Annotated in this window: 13 protein-coding genes; 6 read left to right on the top strand and 7 right to left on the bottom strand. The window is 50.3% G+C overall.

Going from position 1 to position 16,337, the window contains the following annotated elements; genetic code table 11:
* Positions 1 to 33 precede the first annotated feature (33 nt).
* A complete protein-coding gene (locus HF324_RS33055) occupies positions 34 to 2,976 on the top strand; it encodes a M16 family metallopeptidase (RefSeq protein ID WP_168808148.1) in 2,943 nt (980 codons plus the stop codon).
* 115 nt (positions 2,977 to 3,091) lie between these two features.
* Complete coding sequence (locus HF324_RS33050) at positions 3,092 to 3,661, top strand: L,D-transpeptidase family protein (protein WP_168808147.1); 570 nt, start codon at positions 3,092 to 3,094, stop codon at positions 3,659 to 3,661.
* Between the two features lie 183 nt (positions 3,662 to 3,844).
* Here HF324_RS33050 and HF324_RS33045 read toward each other — a convergent pair whose 3' ends face one another.
* The 3 genes from HF324_RS33045 to HF324_RS33035 form a co-directional block, all read right to left on the bottom strand.
* Complete coding sequence (locus HF324_RS33045) at positions 3,845 to 4,789, bottom strand: alpha/beta hydrolase (RefSeq protein ID WP_168861687.1); 945 nt, start codon at positions 4,787 to 4,789, stop codon at positions 3,845 to 3,847.
* Positions 4,790 to 4,914: 125 nt separating this feature from the next.
* Positions 4,915 to 6,828, bottom strand: a complete 1,914-nt coding sequence (gene acs / locus HF324_RS33040; RefSeq protein WP_168808143.1) for an acetate--CoA ligase — start codon at positions 6,826 to 6,828, stop codon at positions 4,915 to 4,917.
* Between the two features lie 274 nt (positions 6,829 to 7,102).
* Positions 7,103 to 7,375, bottom strand: coding sequence for a hypothetical protein (locus HF324_RS33035; protein ID WP_078669866.1), 273 nt, complete (start codon positions 7,373 to 7,375; stop codon positions 7,103 to 7,105).
* 457 nt (positions 7,376 to 7,832) lie between these two features.
* Between HF324_RS33035 and HF324_RS33030 the strand changes: the two genes are divergently transcribed.
* Positions 7,833 to 8,441 carry a helix-turn-helix domain-containing protein gene (locus tag HF324_RS33030; protein WP_168861686.1) on the top strand — a complete coding sequence of 203 codons (609 nt, stop codon included), beginning with the start codon at positions 7,833 to 7,835 and terminating at the stop codon, positions 8,439 to 8,441.
* Between the two features lie 40 nt (positions 8,442 to 8,481).
* Here the strand turns inward: HF324_RS33030 and HF324_RS33025 are convergent, their stop codons facing one another.
* On the bottom strand, positions 8,482 to 9,021 hold the full coding sequence (locus HF324_RS33025; RefSeq protein WP_168808139.1) for a 5' nucleotidase, NT5C type: 540 nt from the start codon (positions 9,019 to 9,021) through the stop codon (positions 8,482 to 8,484).
* 72 nt (positions 9,022 to 9,093) lie between these two features.
* Between HF324_RS33025 and HF324_RS33020 the strand changes: the two genes are divergently transcribed.
* Positions 9,094 to 9,849 (top strand): DeoR/GlpR family DNA-binding transcription regulator, encoded by a 756-nt coding sequence (locus tag HF324_RS33020; RefSeq protein WP_246269356.1) that lies wholly within the window; start codon positions 9,094 to 9,096, stop codon positions 9,847 to 9,849.
* Between the two features lie 38 nt (positions 9,850 to 9,887).
* On the top strand, positions 9,888 to 11,042 hold the full coding sequence (locus HF324_RS33015) for an MFS transporter (RefSeq protein ID WP_168861685.1): 1,155 nt from the start codon (positions 9,888 to 9,890) through the stop codon (positions 11,040 to 11,042).
* A 107-nt stretch (positions 11,043 to 11,149) separates the two neighbouring features.
* Here HF324_RS33015 and HF324_RS33010 read toward each other — a convergent pair whose 3' ends face one another.
* From HF324_RS33010 to HF324_RS33000, 3 genes are read right to left on the bottom strand one after another with little or no spacing between them, the layout of a single operon-like run.
* A complete protein-coding gene (locus HF324_RS33010) occupies positions 11,150 to 11,767 on the bottom strand; it encodes a hypothetical protein (RefSeq protein WP_168861684.1) in 618 nt (205 codons plus the stop codon).
* Between the two features lie 6 nt (positions 11,768 to 11,773).
* The gene (locus tag HF324_RS33005; protein WP_168808133.1) at positions 11,774 to 12,700 is read right to left on the bottom strand and encodes an MbnB/TglH/ChrH family RiPP precursor modification enzyme; all 927 of its coding nucleotides are present in this window, start codon (positions 12,698 to 12,700) and stop codon (positions 11,774 to 11,776) included.
* A 50-nt stretch (positions 12,701 to 12,750) separates the two neighbouring features.
* Entirely contained in the window at positions 12,751 to 12,990 is a 240-nt protein-coding gene (locus HF324_RS33000) for a hypothetical protein (protein WP_168808131.1), read from the bottom strand.
* A 380-nt stretch (positions 12,991 to 13,370) separates the two neighbouring features.
* Here HF324_RS33000 and carB point away from each other — a divergent pair, with 380 nt between their 5' ends.
* A complete protein-coding gene (carB, locus tag HF324_RS32995) occupies positions 13,371 to 16,187 on the top strand; it encodes a carbamoyl-phosphate synthase large subunit (protein ID WP_168808129.1) in 2,817 nt (938 codons plus the stop codon).
* Positions 16,188 to 16,337 lie beyond the last annotated feature (150 nt).

Here is a 16,337-nt window from a genome sequence, read left to right as displayed (position 1 = left end):
GAGACTATTTTCAAACCAACCTAACAGATTTCTATGAAACTGCGTAAACTCGCTGTATCGCTGTTGCTGTTTGCAGGAAGCCTGCCAACAGCCTTCGCTCAGGGCAAATTTCAGTGGAAAGAAGCTACTTCCGGCGGTTATTCCTACCGGTATGTAACGGACGACCCCATGAAAGCCCGCTTCTATACGCTGAAAAACGGGCTGACCGTTATTTTGAGCGTCAATAAAAAAGAACCCAGAATCCAGACCCTGATTGGTACCCGCGCCGGTAGCAACAACGACCCGAAAGATCATACCGGCCTGGCCCACTACCTGGAACACCTGCTCTTTAAAGGTACCCAACAGTATGGTTCGCTCGACTGGGCCAAGGAAAAGCCCTATATCGACCAGATCGAGAACCTGTACGACAAATACAATAAAACAACAGACCCCGCCGCCCGTAAAACAGTGTATCACCAGATAGACAGCGTATCCGGCATCGCTGCTAAATATGCGATCGCCAACGAATACGATAAGATGATGACCGGCATGGGCGCTCAGGGCACCAACGCACATACCTGGGTGGAAGAAACCATCTATGAAGAAGACATCCCTTCCAATGCTATTGATAAATACCTGACCGTACAGGCGGAAAGATTCCGTACTCCCGTATTCCGCCTCTTCCACACAGAGCTGGAGGCAGTATACGAGGAGAAAAACCGCGGCCTGGACAACGACGGCCGCAAGATATACGAAACCATGCTGGCGGCCCTGTTCCCTACGCATAACTACGGCCAGCAATCTACCATCGGTACGGTAGAACACCTGAAGAACCCCAACCTGAAGGTTATCCGCGATTTCTACAATACCTGGTATGTGCCCAACAATATGGCCATCGTAATGGCGGGCGACTTTGATCCGGATTATGTGATCAAAACCATCGATCAGCAGTTCGGTTACATGAAAGCTAAACCTGTAAAAGAATATAAACCCGCTCCGGAAGCACCTTTCAAAGCACCTGTGGTGAAAGAAGTGTTTGGCCCCGACGCTGAAAGCATTAATCTGGCTTTCCGTGTGCCCGGCGCACTCGACACCCGGTCCAGCCTGATCCTCGGCGTACTCTCCAGCATTCTGCAGAACGGTAAAGCCGGCCTGCTGGACCTGAACCTCAACAAACAGCAAAAAGTCCTGAACGCCGGCGCACAGGTGCTGGCACTGAAAGACTACTCCGTACTGATGCTGTCCGGTACAGCCAAACAAGGCCAGAGCCTGGATGACGTGAAAAACCTCCTCCTGGGGCAACTGGACATCCTGAAGAAAGGAACGTTTGACGAGTCACTGGTAAAAGCGATCGTCAACAACTTCAAACTGGCTGAACTGCAAGGACTGGAAAGCAACAACAACCGCGCGACTTCCATCATGGACGCTTTCATCAAAAGTCGTGGCGCCAACTGGGCACTTGATGTGTCTTACGTGGACGACATGGGCAAAGTCACTAAAAAGCAGATCGTAGACTACGCCAATAAATATCTCGCTGACAACTATGTAGCGGTGTACAAACGCAAAGGCGAGGATAAAAACATTGAGAAAGTAGAGAAACCAGCTATCACCCCGGTGGAAGTGAACCGTGAAGCACAATCCGCTTTCCTGCAGAAAGTGGCGACCATCCCGGCTACCCCGGTGAAACCGCAATGGCTGGATTACGAAAAAGATATCCAGACTGCTCCGGTAGGCAATACCAACATGATGTACGTGCAGAACAAGGATAATGGCCTGTTCCGTCTGTACTATCATTTCGACATGGGCTCCTGGAATAACAAGAAACTGCCGCTGGCGGCACAGTACCTGCAATTCCTCGGGACAGACAAGTACACTTCCGAACAGATCAGCAAGGAGTTTTACAATATCGCGTGCAACTTCAGCGTAGCCACTTCCACAGACAATACCACCATCACCATTACCGGGTTACAGGAAAATTTCGACAAAGCGGTTTCCCTGTTCGAACACATACTGACAAACTGTAAGCCTAACGAAGAAGCGCTGGCCGCACTGAAAGGCAGGTTGCAGAAATCCCGCGCGGATGCCAAACTGAACAAGTCTGCCATCATGAAAGGGGTGATCAATTACGCCATGTATGGCGCCAACAATCCGTTCAACAATCAGCTGAGCCAGGCAGATCTCGATGGCGTTACCGCTACGGAGCTGACAAATCTGCTGCATGAACTGCCTTCCTACAAACACACCATCATTTACTACGGCCCTCAACCGCTGGCTACTGCCGCTGCTGATGTGCAGAAACTGCATACGCTGCCTGCCAGCTTTAAGGAAGCGCCCGCTGCTGTGAAGTTCAGCAAAACCACGCAGTCAGCCAACCAGGTACTGTTTGCCGATTACGATATGGTGCAGACAGAAGTTAACTGGGTAGGCAATGAATCGGTGTATGACCCTGCCAATACCGGTATCATTACCCTGTTCAATAACTACTTTGGCGGCGGTATGGGTTCTATCGTATTCCAGACTATCCGCGAATCTAAAGCGCTGGCTTACTCTACCTACGCTATGTTTGTTTCTCCGGATAAAAAAGGAGAGCGTTATTCCCAGATAGCTTATGTAGGCAGCCAGGCAGATAAAATGAATGAGGCTATCAAGGGAATGAATGATCTGCTGAACGATATTCCCCGTTCAGATAAACTGCTGGAAACCGCCAAGGAGTCTATGAAGCAGGATATAGAAACAGAACGCATCACCAATGATGGCATCATCTTCAGCTATCTGGCTGCGCAGAAACTGGGCCTTAGCACAGACATCCGCAAACAGGTGTATGAGTCGATTGATAAAATGAATTTCGATGATGTGAAGAAATTCCACGATACCAACATCGCCCACAAACCTTACACATACTGTGTGGTGGCTTCCGGAAAGAAAGTCAGCATGGACGATCTGAAAAAAATCGGTGAGGTGAAAACACTTTCTCTCGAAGACATTTTTGGTTATTAATATTACATAGAAGGAATACCAGCGCAGCATACAGCCTGTTTGTATGCTGCGCTTTTTTTATTTTACTGCAATAAATAATTATCCTGTGGCGTTATCAGGATTATTTAATCGCCCTATGAAAATGTATCGAATTTACGGATACGCAGTGCTACTGTTGCTGATGCCGTTGTCCGGGTTTGTTGGGAGCAGCGCTGATCTGTACAGTGTACGGCTGACTCCCGGCAATATCAATCCGGACAAGATTTTCCTCCTGGTAGACAAAAGTGATTACCGGATGTATCTGTATGAAGATGTAACATTGCGCAAAATTTACAAAGTGGTTTTTGGCAACAAAGACCAGGGAGACAAGCTGGTGGAAGGCGATCGCAAAACACCGGAAGGAACCTTCCGTATTCAGACCAAACGCATGGACAATCGATGGAGCCGTTTTATGTTGCTGGATTACCCGAATGAAGATTCGAAACAGAAATTTTTTCAGCGGCAAAGCGACGGCAGCTTGTCGCAGGGAGCAAGTATGGGCGGCGGTATCGGGATACACGGTGTGGAATATGGTGCCGGTATCCGCGACAATTACGTGGACAGCCGCATCAACTGGACGCTGGGCTGTGTGAGCATGAAAAACGGGGACGTGAACGAATTATATGAAATTGTTAAAGTAGGCACACCGGTGGTGATACGCCGATAAAAAGGAAAGGTTTTTGTGGAGACAGCAGGTGTTTTCCAATGGCAGCACAAGTAAGTAACTTTATACTGCAACCATTGTGTACGGCATCTAGTGGTACAGGTTCAATACTGTACCATGACTCCAATATATACGGCGGGTCAGATCCTGTGAAGAGCGCGCTCCACTCGGATGGTGCGCGCTTTTTTATTGTGCCATAAATTCCTTTACCAGCTGTTTCCATACGGAGCCGTCTTTCTGGCAGAAGGACTGATGCCCGGCGTCTTTAAAAATATGCAGTTGTTTTTGCGGAGTGGCCAGTTGGCGGAATACGCGCTGTGTTTCATCGGGTGTAACCCTGATGTCCTGCTGGCCCCAGCAGTAGAGTACCGGCACCTTTATCCGGCGGGCATAGTCCTGCGGGTTATGATCAAAGCCCCAGAAACCCAGTTCCAGGCCGCCCCAGAAGGTAAGCAGCTGGGAGAACGGCGTAGCCGGCAGGTGTACGGCCCGCATGCGGCTTTTCACCGCATCTAGGAGGGTGGCGAATGGGGATTCGAGGATAATTTTCTGCGGTGTGAGGTGATATTCCGGCACTGCTTTCATGATGGCAGCCGCGCCCATGCTCATGCCCCAGAGAGCGATAGGCTTGTCGCAACGGGACCTTGCGTAGTCCCATGCCAGCTTCACATCTTCTGCTTCTTTATAGCCGATGGTGCAGGTGGTGCCGTCACTGTTGCCATGGGCCCGGAAGTCTACCAGGAAAGTATTGTATCCCAGCTGGCGGAACCAGTAAGCTTCCGGCAGGTGCGAGCCTTTATTGCCGCCATAGCCGTGGAAAAGGAGGACGGTGCCTTTGGGCTTTGGTACCGGCATCCACCAGCCTTCGAGATGTAATCCGTTGGCAGTGAGCAGCAGCACGGTATCGTACGGGATGTTGGGCTTTGCGCTGGTAATGGATTTGGAGAGCCGCACGCCGAAGAAGATCATGTTGAGTTTTTCCCCGATGTTCATTTCCTCCGGCCGCTTGTTCCGGTGGCGGTTATTTTCTGAGAAGTGGGTGAATTTATAGGCATGGAAAGCCACAATGCAGTTGAACACCAGCACGAAGAACAGCAGGGTATAAAGGGCTCTTTTGAAGAAACGCCGCATGGGATTTACGGATTTGTGATTTTTTGATTTTGATATTTAAAATGCAGCGAAGATCATACAATATCATGTGATCTCCGCTGCATTTTAAATAACCAAATATCAAAATCAAAAAATCCGTAAATGATTTACAGCTTGCCTTTCTTGATTTCATCTACCACAGCCGGATCGAGGAGGGTAGAGGTATCGCCGAGGTTGTCGAGGTCGTTTTCCGCGATTTTGCGCAGGATGCGACGCATGATCTTACCGGAGCGTGTTTTGGGCAGGCCGCTTACAAACTGGATTTTATCCGGTTTGGCGATGGGGCCGATAATGCGGGAAACGGTTTGAGCGATATCTTTTTTGGTCAGTTCCGGTTCATGTGACATTCTTTCCATGATCACATAAGCATAGATGCCCTGTCCTTTGATATCATGCGGATAACCTACTATGGCGCTTTCGATGACGCCGGCGTGCATATTGATCGCATTTTCCACTTCAGCGGTGCCGATACGGTGGCCGCTTACGTTGAGTACGTCGTCCACGCGGCCGGTGATGCGGTAGTAGCCGTCTTCGTCGCGTTGACAGCCGTCGCCGGTGAAGTACAGGTTCTCGTAAGTGGAGAAGTATGTTTTGCGAAAGCGTTCATGATCGCCGTAGGTAGTACGGAGCATGCCGGGCCACGGGAATTTGATGCAGAGGTTACCATTAACGCCGTTGCCTTTTATTTCCTGGCCGTTTTCGTCTACCAGGATAGGTTGTACGCCTGGCAGCGGTAGGGTGGCGAAGCCTGGTTTCTCTTTGGTGATGCCGGCGATGGGGGTGATCATGATACCGCCGGTTTCTGTCTGCCACCAGGTGTCTACGATGGGGCAGCGGCCTTTACCGATATTGTCTTTAAACCAGTGCCATGCTTCTTCGTTGATCGGTTCACCGACGGAACCCAGCTTTTTGAGCGAGCTGAGGTCTTTGTGGTTGACAGGGCCGAGGCCATAGCCCATCAGGCTGCGGATGGCGGTGGGGGCGGTATACAGGGTGTCAACACGGAATTTGTCGACGATTTCCCAGAGGCGGCCGGCATCCGGGTAGGTGGGCACACCTTCAAACATGAGGGTGGTGGCGCCGGCGCTGAGGGGGCCGTATACGATATAGCTGTGACCAGTGATCCAGCCGATGTCGGCAGTACAGAAAAATACTTCGCCGGGCTGGTACTGGAAGGTGTTCACGAAAGAGTAGTTGGCATATACCATGTAGCCGCCGCAGGTGTGTACTACACCTTTGGGTTTGCCGGTAGAGCCGGAAGTGTACAGGATGAAGAGCATGTCTTCCGCGTCCATTTCTTCCGCCGCGCAGGGAGGGTTGCCCATGGTTTCCACCTGTTTGATTTCATCTTCCCACCATACGTCTCTTCCTTTGAGCATGCTCACCGGAGTGCGGGTACGGGTGCATACGATCACTTTTTTTACCGTGGGACAGGCCATGAGGGCGTCGTCGATCACGGACTTCAGGGGGATGTCTTTATTGCCGCGGTAAGCGCCGTCGCAGGTGATGACGAGGCTGGCTTGTGCGTCCTGGATCCTGTCGGCGATGGACTGGGCGCTGAAACCGCCGAACACCACGGAGTGGACGGCGCCAATGCGGGCGCAGGCCAGTACAGCGATCGCCAGTTCAGGGATCATACCCATATAAATACAAACACGGTCGCCTTTTTTAACGCCGTTGTTTTTCAGTACGTTGGCGAACTGGCATACTTTGTTGAACAAGTCACGATAGGTGATGATGCGATGGCGTTCTTCCGGGTCGTTGGGTTCCCAGATAATGGCCGGGGAGTTGCCGAGGGTGCCGAGGTGGCGGTCCAGACAGTTCTCGGTAATATTCATTTTAGCACCGGAGAACCATTTGATTTCAGGGTCCTTGAAGTTCCAGTCCAGTACTTTGTCCCACTTGCGGCGCCACAGGAAGTGGTCTGCCACATTGGCCCAGAAGCCTTCCGGGTCTATTACACTCTGCTGATAAGCCTGTTGATAATCTTCTATAGTCTTGATCTGGTAAGGGTACGACATAGCACCATGAATGTTTATTGGTTAAGTAGATTTTTTCCTAACGGGCTTTAAATTTAAGAAAAACCCGACGGTATGCTAGAAAAAATCTAAAAAATCATATTAAAACCAGATTATTTTTCAAAATGGGTTGGAAGAAAGGCCATGGTAAAAGCACCTTTAGGGCACAGCAATAGCCATTGCCCGCGGGGGCAGACTGGTAAAGGGATGCCGCTAAAGGTGCTGAAAGAAGGACAGGTTGGCAAGGCAGGGCGCCGGAAGGCCTGTAGCAGGCTGTTTACCTGGGGGTACGATACTTGATCGCCGATTTCCAGAAGGTATTGTACACTTCATCCATGATTTCCACAATGCGTTTTTTCTCCGCACTGCTCAGAAAGGCGCTCTGCCTGGAGGTTTCAGCGTTGCCGCGTCCTTCTTTGGCGCGCATTTTCCGGTAGAAGGTGGGCGTGCTCCAGTTACAGTCCTGACATACCCTTTCCCGGAAGAGGGCAGCCATGCCCGAAAACTTTTCATGAATGGAAAATAAGAGGTTGGGTGACTCCTTACTCATAACAACAATCTTTTATGATGAACAATGGAATCACAGTTATCCCGTACGGACGGTTGCAAAATGATATTAATTGTAGCTGTCAGTAAATAGGATTATAACTGTGAAAATTATCAGCATAAAATTACACTATTTGTTATATAAAATTCATGCCACCCTTTGTGGTATTGGTTTTGGGGCGATTGCCGGACAGATTTCCGATCAGTTTCAACGGATATTTATCATTATGATAATTGAGTGTTTACTGTACGATTTTTAAGATCATTTTATCCTGGTTTTACTCAAAATGATCGTGAAATAATTTTTTCAGCCTACGTATAGGCATAAAAGTTAGCGCATCGGATCATTATGCTACCTACCGTAATCATTTTATTATTTTTTAACGCGATTTGATAATTTTATTTACGAAATGAAAGATTAATTGTTATATTATACAATTATTTATAAAAAAGCATAAACGATGCAGTCGAGTTTGATACATATGGGCCAGCGATTAAAGCAGATACTGAAGCAGAAAAAAATCAAAATCATCGATTTTGCAAAAATGGCCGGCTTCACCAACCAGATCGCCCACTATCACTTGCGGAACGGGGATATGAAGCGGGTCAACCTGGAACGTTTCTGTGAAATTATCGGTATCACGCCGGATGAGTTTATCCGCTGGAACGGCACAATGCAGCTGGCCAACGGGAAAAGTATACACCATGGAAACCGCCTTCAGCACCTGATTGCGGAGAAAGGGCTCAACAAGAGCAAACTGGCAGAGCGCCTCAATATGAGCAGGCGCACCATGTATAATGTTTTTGAAAAAGAGACTTTCTCACCGGATGAACTGGACCGGGTAGCCCGTGGACTGGATATGACCCCGGAAGCCTTTCTGAATCCCGGCACCACGCAGGAAACAAGGCAGACCGACAGCGAGGAAATGATGGTGCTGCGGGAGAAATATTATAAAATACTGGAAGAGCACAATCAACTGCTGAAGAACTATACAGCCCTCAAAGACGATGTGCTTAAAATGAAGAAAGAGCTGGCCACGCTCCGTAAAGGAAAAGCGAAGAGGGGGTAAGCCTCCTGTAACCAGCCGGTCATGTTATCCCCCATTGTGGTTATACCCGGGCAGCCGGAATTTCTACCTCCAGCGCTGCTGCTACTTCTTCCCAGTTGTGTACCCGCTCGTAATCTGTCAGATGAACATTATGCGGGGCTGTAAACAACAACTGCCTTCCCTTAAAATGCCGCAGGTTCTTGTCGTAGTCGTCAATCATGATGTCGGCATTCACAATGGTTTTAGAGCCGCAGAGCACAATATTGTGCCAGCTGATGAAGGGGAAATGTTCATGCAGCCATTCCAGTTTTTCGCGGAGTGACTGTGGAAATTCCATGGCCGCAGATACAATGAAGACTTCATATTTCTCCATCAGGGCCTTGATCACTTCCTGGCTGCCCGGCATCACCGGCGCCGTCCGGAAAAAGCCCGGCGTCAATAAAAATTTCCTTATCAGCCCGTCAGGCAGTATCTCCCCTTCAGGAACGCCGTGTAAGTCACGCGAATCCAGCTTAATGCCGTGCGATGTTTCGTAGTAATGAAGGTAATGACTGTATATGTCCGCCATTACGTTGTCCATGTCTATTGCTATTCTTGCCATATTTTGCGGTTTATTGCAAAGATATGCAAATAATTGCAGAATATTGCAGAATATTACATAATATTGCAGAAAATGGCAAGTATGCTGAAAGAGGAAAGACTTGATTATATATTAAAGAAGCTGCAAACAGATCAGAAGGTGTTACAGACGGAGCTGAGTACTGATCTGCAGGTGTCGGAAGATACGGTACGCCGGGACCTGGAAGCGCTGGCACAAAGCGGGCAGCTGATCAAAGTGCGGGGAGGCGCCATCCCCCATTCTCCCAATCCCTATTCCTTTAAAGAGCGGGTAGAGCGCCATGCGGCCGATAAACAGCTGATGGCCCGTAAAGCCCTCACCTTGCTGCACGACGGACAGACCGTGCTGATGGACGGCGGCACCTCTACGCTGGCGCTGGTGAAACTGTTGCCTCCCCAGCTGCGGCTGACCATCATTACCAACAGCGTACCTATCGTTACCCAGCTGATAGAGCACCCTACCATAGAAGTGATCTTTACCGGCGGGCGTATCGGTAAAAACTCACAAACAGCTACCGGTATGGATACTATCCGCGCGATGCAGAAGATCCGGGCCGACCTGGCCTTCGTAGGTATCTGCAGCCTGCATCCGGAAGCCGGCGTAACTGGCCTGGACCTTGAGGAAGCAGATGTAAAAAGTGTGATGATTGAAGCGGGCAATAAAATTGTTGCGCTGGCCACCAGTGATAAAATGGATACGGCAGAGCCGTTTAAAGTCTGCGACATTACGGGAATAGATGTGATCGTGACGGACAAACCGGAACTGCCTTTATTTAAGCCTTACCAGGACCTGGGCATACAGGTGATATAAACGTTAAACGGAAACCATACGCTGAAATCTACACAACGATGTTACAGGATTTATCGATACCGGTGATACATAAGAGAGGCGCCCGCATTGCGGTAAGCGCGTTGTTTTTTCTGACCGGATTGTGTTTTGCCAGCTGGGCATCACGCATCCCGGACATACAGCAATCCCTGCGCCTCAACGATGCGGGTCTGGGCAGCGTGCTGCTGGCACTGCCGGTAGGGTCGCTGATTTCCCTGCCGGTAGCAGGTATCCTCGTATCCCGTTTCGGCAGTAAGCAGGTGTTGATCATTGCCGCGGTGGCGTATGCCGCTATTCTGCCGGTACTGGGCCTGGCCAAAGCGCCCTGGGAACTGATCTCTTTCCTTGTGTTTTTCGGCTTCTGCGGCAACCTGGCCAATATTGCGGTCAACACGCAGGCGGTAGCGGTGGAAGCGATGTATGGCCGTTCTATCATGGCCTCTTTTCATGGGCTGTGGAGCGTGGCAGGGTTCACCGGCGCGGCTATTGGCGCGGCAATGAGCGGACTGCATATGCAGCCGGTGTATCATTTCCTGCTGATCACCGGTATTTCCTGGACGCTGGTGCTGCTCACGATGCGGCATATCGTACAGCAGGATAATAACGTACAGGCTAATCAGCCACTGTTTGTTAAGCCTGACCGCTTTTTGCTGACGCTGGGCATTATCGCTATGTGCTCCATGATATGCGAGGGTACTATGTTTGACTGGAGCGGGGTATATTTCCGCCGCGTAGTGAAAGTGGAGGAAGGGCTGGGGGGCGCCGGTTATGCCGCCTTTATGGGCACTATGGCCTCCGGCCGTTTTGTGGCTGACTGGATGATAACGCGATTGGGTACACGAAAAATGCTTATCATCAGCGGAACACTTACAGCCGCCGGGTTACTGGTAGCGGTAGCTTTCCCTTACCTGGTGAGCGCTACGCTGGGCTTCATGCTGGTAGGTGCCGGTGTTTCTGCGGTGGTGCCGCTGGTATACAGCGCTGCCGGCAAGTCCGCTGTTCTGTCGCCGGGAATGGCGCTGGCGGCGGTTTCCACTATTGGTTACCTGGGCTTCCTTTTTGGCCCGCCGCTGATTGGTTTTGTGGCGCAGGCTACCAGCCTCGCAGTGTCTTTTTCGCTCATCGCCGTTATGGGCGCTGCCATCGCTATTATGTCCACCCGTCTTAAACTATAACAACTTACGGTCTGTTAGGTCCCGTCATACAACGGAGGCCGCGGCTTCGCTGCCTTCAACGATAGCTGCTGGCACGCTTTTCCGGTTTCCGGGGCTTCGGCCCCGGGCTACGGCGCTTCCTGTATGGCGGTTGTGCTGAAAGACATTTCTTCTCCGCTGTAATCGATGATCAGCAGCCAGTTGCCTATTGCTGGCGCCACTTCAGGGATACGCAGCGCCGATAAGGCTTCCAGCAGTGGCCCTGGCTCGTGTTCAAAAGGAATATACCTCACATGTGATGCGGCGTCCTGCTGCTTCGGTAAAAATTTCAGGGCATTGATGGCGGTTTCCATCCGTAATATTTCCGGCAGGTAAAGCACCTGCAGGCGCCCCTGCGCTATTTGTTTTTCCAGGTAACCGGCAAAACCTTCAATTTCCCGTTTGAACTGAAGATCGGACTGCCGGCAGGCCTCCCAGAAAGCGGTGGCCAGCGGCATGAGCCGGTCGCCCAGCAGCAGACAGGTGTAGGGCAGCAACGTATAGATAGGCGTTATACGGTTCACACGGTACAGGGTGCAGTTGACCGACATGCCGCGCTGGAACACGACCGTCTCCAGCCGTTTTCTTTCCCGATCGGTGAGGTCATAGGATGCGAAGACCGCGTCCGGCTGTTGCCTGGCTTCCACGCAGCGCTCAGGAGAGGCGATGAGCGCGGCAAGTGCCTGCTGAAAGGAGAGGAGTGACATGGCTGTTTACTTATGATATTGATTCCATACTGCTTTGGCCCTGTTCAGTTCGCGGGTGATCCCGTCGAACTGCAGCAGGTGAAAGTACGATTCATGAAATTCGAAAGTGATGCCGCAGAGGTTGGGCACTAACGGTAACGTATACTCGAGAAGTTCCCATACAGCTTCCGGACAAGGCCCTGCGTGGGAGTCGGTATACATGCCAGCCATTTCATTGCCGCCGGCGATGTGTATTTCTATCACCTTGCCGAGGTCCAGCGCGGCGATGAAGCTGCGGGCATCAAACCCATGGTTCACCGCGTTCGTATATACGTTGTGGATATCGAGCAGCAGGCCACAGGCGGTATCTTTCGACAGTTCATTGAGGAAAGCCGTTTCGGAGAGTTCCTGTTCCGGCAGGTCAATGAAATACACGTTGTTTTCTACCAGGAAAGGCGCCCTGATGCTGCGGCTGATAGTGTTGATGCGGCTGTCGATCATGTCCAGCACTTCGTAGTCGTAGGGCACGGGAACGGCCATACCGGCGTTATGTTCCTGCTGATGCTCATCATGTACTTTCACGAAAGAGAGGTGGTCGCTGTGCCATACAAACGGGAAGCGCCGGTGCCATTCTTCCATTTTATGGAGATAAGCCATGTCGAAGATGCCGGCGCTGCCGAGGGAGTAGGAGATGTTATGGGCGGTGAGCGGATAGCGGGCGGCGAGTTTATGGAGCACGTTCATCCAGCTGTCTATTTCTTCAAAGCGGCCAGGGTGGCCGTTGCCCAGGTCTGTCCAGAACATGTCCGGAATAATTTCCACGTAATCGCAACAGGTAGCGGGGCTGTCGAGGTACAGTTCCAGGGAAGGATTGTACAATAAACCCACGCCCAGTTGAGGAATAGTTTTTTCATACAACCGGCTGCTGCGGCCGGTAAGCGTAGCAGGATACATGGCAGGGAATGTTTAAAAAGCCCCGCTCCGGGGAACGGGGCGGTGATACGTTAGTGGCCGATGACAGTACCTTTGATGGTCGCCATTTTGTCGAGGTCTACTTTCATAACATGTTCCAGTTGTTCCCGGATGTTGAAGTGGACGCCGGACAGGCAGGCCTGACAGCCACGGGGGTTAATTTTTGAAATTACCAGTTCCTGTAACCTGGCGATTTCGGCCATTTTCGTGCCTTTAGGCACGGTGAGGTTTACGTGGCCGTCTGTTCCATAGTGAACTTCTGCTGTACGCATGACATGTGGTTTTTGGGGTGATAAATGATAGATATAAAACGACAGATATAAACGAAAATGCTGCTCGATCGGTGCCGGTCACTTTTGGGGTATGTACTAACAGGACCAAAGGTAGGATATTCCGGGATGATAGCACAACGTATTTGTACGGAAAAAAAGCCGGCGTGTTTCTCCTGAAATCCGCCTCTGCCGTAGTATTTTATAAAACAATTATTGTATGTAAAAAAAGCATTCTATCATGTCGTCCGGAAAATTCTTTCATAAAAAATCAAATTTAATTCCATTATTAAATTTCAAATCACGTAACTTTGCACGATTTTTTTGGTCCCTCGTACGGCATTAAAATCAATGTGGTTTTTCATTTTCAATAGATTACAAAAATGCCAAAAGACTCATCTATCAAATCTGTCCTCATTATCGGTTCTGGTCCCATTATTATTGGTCAGGCTTGCGAATTTGACTATTCTGGTTCCCAGGCAGCACGTTCGTTGCGGGAAGAAGGAATTAAAGTGATTTTGATTAATTCCAACCCGGCTACCATCATGACGGATCCTATGATGGCCGATAAGGTTTATTTGCTCCCATTAACCGTGGAAAGCATTGAGCAGATTCTGGAAGAAAACCAGATTGATGCCGTATTACCTACCATGGGTGGTCAAACAGCGCTGAACCTTTGTAAAGAGGTAGATGAGCTGGGAGTTTGGGAGAAATTCAATGTTCGCCTGATAGGGGTAGACATTAAAGCGATTGACAAAGCGGAAGACCGCGAACAGTTCCGCCAGTGGATGATTAAGATCGGGGTTCCGGTGGCTCCTGCAAAAACGGCCAACTCCTTCCTGGAAGGTAAAGAGTTTGCACAGGAGATTGGATTCCCGCTGGTAATCCGTCCTTCCTTCACCCTCGGTGGTACCGGCGGCGGTTTCGTACACAGCAAGGATGAGCTGGACGAAGCGCTGGACCGTGGCCTGAAAGCTTCTCCTATCCACGAAGTACTGGTAGAGAAAGCGGTGCTGGGGTGGAAGGAATTCGAACTGGAACTGCTGCGTGACAAGAACGACAACGTAGTGATCATCTGTACGGTGGAAAACCTGGACCCGATGGGTATCCACACAGGCGACTCCATCACCGTGGCGCCTGCCATGACCCTGAGCGATACCGCTTTCCAGGACATGCGTAACAAAGCCATGATGATGATGCGCGACCTGGGTAACTTCGCCGGCGGTTGTAACGTACAGTTCTCCCTGAACCCGGAGAATGAAGAACTGATCGCAATTGAAATTAACCCGCGCGTAAGCCGCTCTTCTGCGCTGGCTTCCAAAGCGACCGGTTATCCGATTGCGAAAATCGCCGCCAAACTGGCGATCGGTTACACCCTCGATGAACTGGAAAACCAGATTACCAGAACTACTTCCGCTTTCTTTGAACCGGCGCTGGACTACGTTATCGTAAAAATGCCCCGCTGGAACTTCGATAAATTTAAAGGCGCGGACGACACGCTGGGCCTCCAGATGAAATCAGTAGGTGAAGTAATGGCTATCGGCCGCACCTTCCCTGAAGCCTTGCAGAAGGCCTGCCAGAGCCTCGAAAACGATGCGCTCGGCCTCGGCTACTACGGCAAGTCACTGATGAAGTCCGAACAACTCATCGAAAAACTGAAACGTCCGACCTGGGACCGCATCTTCCGTATTAAAGATGCCCTGATGGCCGGCGCTTCTGTAAAACATATCCACCAGCAGACTTACATCGACCGCTGGTTCCTCCACCAGATACAGGATATTGTTAACCTGGAAAAACAACTGGGCGAACATGACCTGGAGAGCGTTCCGGCTGATATGCTGGCCGACGCCAAGAAGATGGGCTTCTCCGATGCGCAGCTGGCTGTTATCTTCGGCAATTGTGAAGAAGAGGAAGTGTACGAAAAGAGAAAGGCCAACGGCATTGTACGTACCTACAAAATGGTAGATACCTGCTCCGCTGAGTTTGAAGCGAAAACGCCTTATTTCTACTCTACTTTCGACACTGAAAACGAAAGCAAGGTAACCGACCGTAAAAAAATCATCGTACTGGGCTCCGGTCCTAACAGGATTGGCCAGGGTATCGAGTTCGACTACTGCTGCACACACGGTTTGCAGGCGATCCAGGATTGCGGCTACGAAGCGATCATGGTGAACTGTAACCCTGAAACCGTGTCCACCGACTTCGACATGGCCGATAAGCTGTACTTCGAGCCGGTGTTCTGGGAGCACCTGTGGGAAATCATCGAGCTGGAAAAACCGGAAGGGGTGATCGTTCAGCTGGGTGGCCAGACAGCGCTGAAGCTGGCGAAACGCCTCGAAGAAAAAGGTATCAAAATCATCGGTACTTCTTTCGACAGCATGGATATAGCCGAAGACCGCGGCCGTTTCTCCGATATGCTGAAAGACCTGGGCATTCCTTATCCGAAATATGGTACCGCCTACAATACAGACGATGCGATCGAAGTAGCGAAAGAAGTGGGTTACCCGGTACTGGTCCGTCCGTCTTATGTACTGGGCGGCCAGCGGATGCGTATCGTGATCAACGAAGAAGAGCTGGAACAATCAGTGTTAAGCCTGCTGCGTCACCTGCCTGGTAATAAGATCCTGATCGACCACTTCCTGGACCGTTGCCAGGAGGCTGAAATCGACGGTATCTTTGATGGTACGGATTTCCACGTGATGGGCGTGATGGAGCACATTGAGCCTGCAGGTATCCACAGCGGCGACAGCCATGCGCTGCTGCCGGCCTTCAACCTTACTCCGATTGAAGTGACCACCATGGAATACTACGCGGAAAAAATTGCCCGCGCGCTGAACATCCGTGGCCTGATCAACATTCAGTTCGCGGTAAAAGACGGCCAGGTATATGTTATCGAAGCCAACCCACGCGCTTCCCGTACCACGCCGTTTATCGCCAAAGCTTACCAGGTGCCTTACCTCAACATCGCTACCAAAGTGATGATCGGAGATAAGAAACTGAAAGACTTCAAAATTGAGAAGAAACTGAGCGGCTTTGCTATCAAGGAACCCGTGTTCTCTTTCAATAAATTCCCGGGCGTGAACAAAGAACTGGGCCCTGAAATGAAGTCCACCGGTGAAGCGATCCGCTTTATCAAAGACCTGAGGGATCCTTACTTCCGTCAGTTGTATAAAGAGAAGAGCATGTACCTGTCTAAATAAACAGGTCGCAACATAAAAACAAAAGCCCGTCAATATTGTGTTGACGGGCTTTTTTGTTTTATCTTTTAAGTGTGACAGCTATAAAATAACAGAGCCTGATAAAGATCAGGCTCCTTCTTTTCCCTCAAAATAACCATTAAAGACACGACT

This window comes from Chitinophaga oryzae (genome assembly GCF_012516375.2).
Taxonomy (GTDB): domain Bacteria; phylum Bacteroidota; class Bacteroidia; order Chitinophagales; family Chitinophagaceae; genus Chitinophaga; species Chitinophaga oryzae.
The sequence above is the reverse complement of the archived record's forward strand: the minus strand, read 5'-3'. Positions and strand labels throughout refer to the sequence as shown.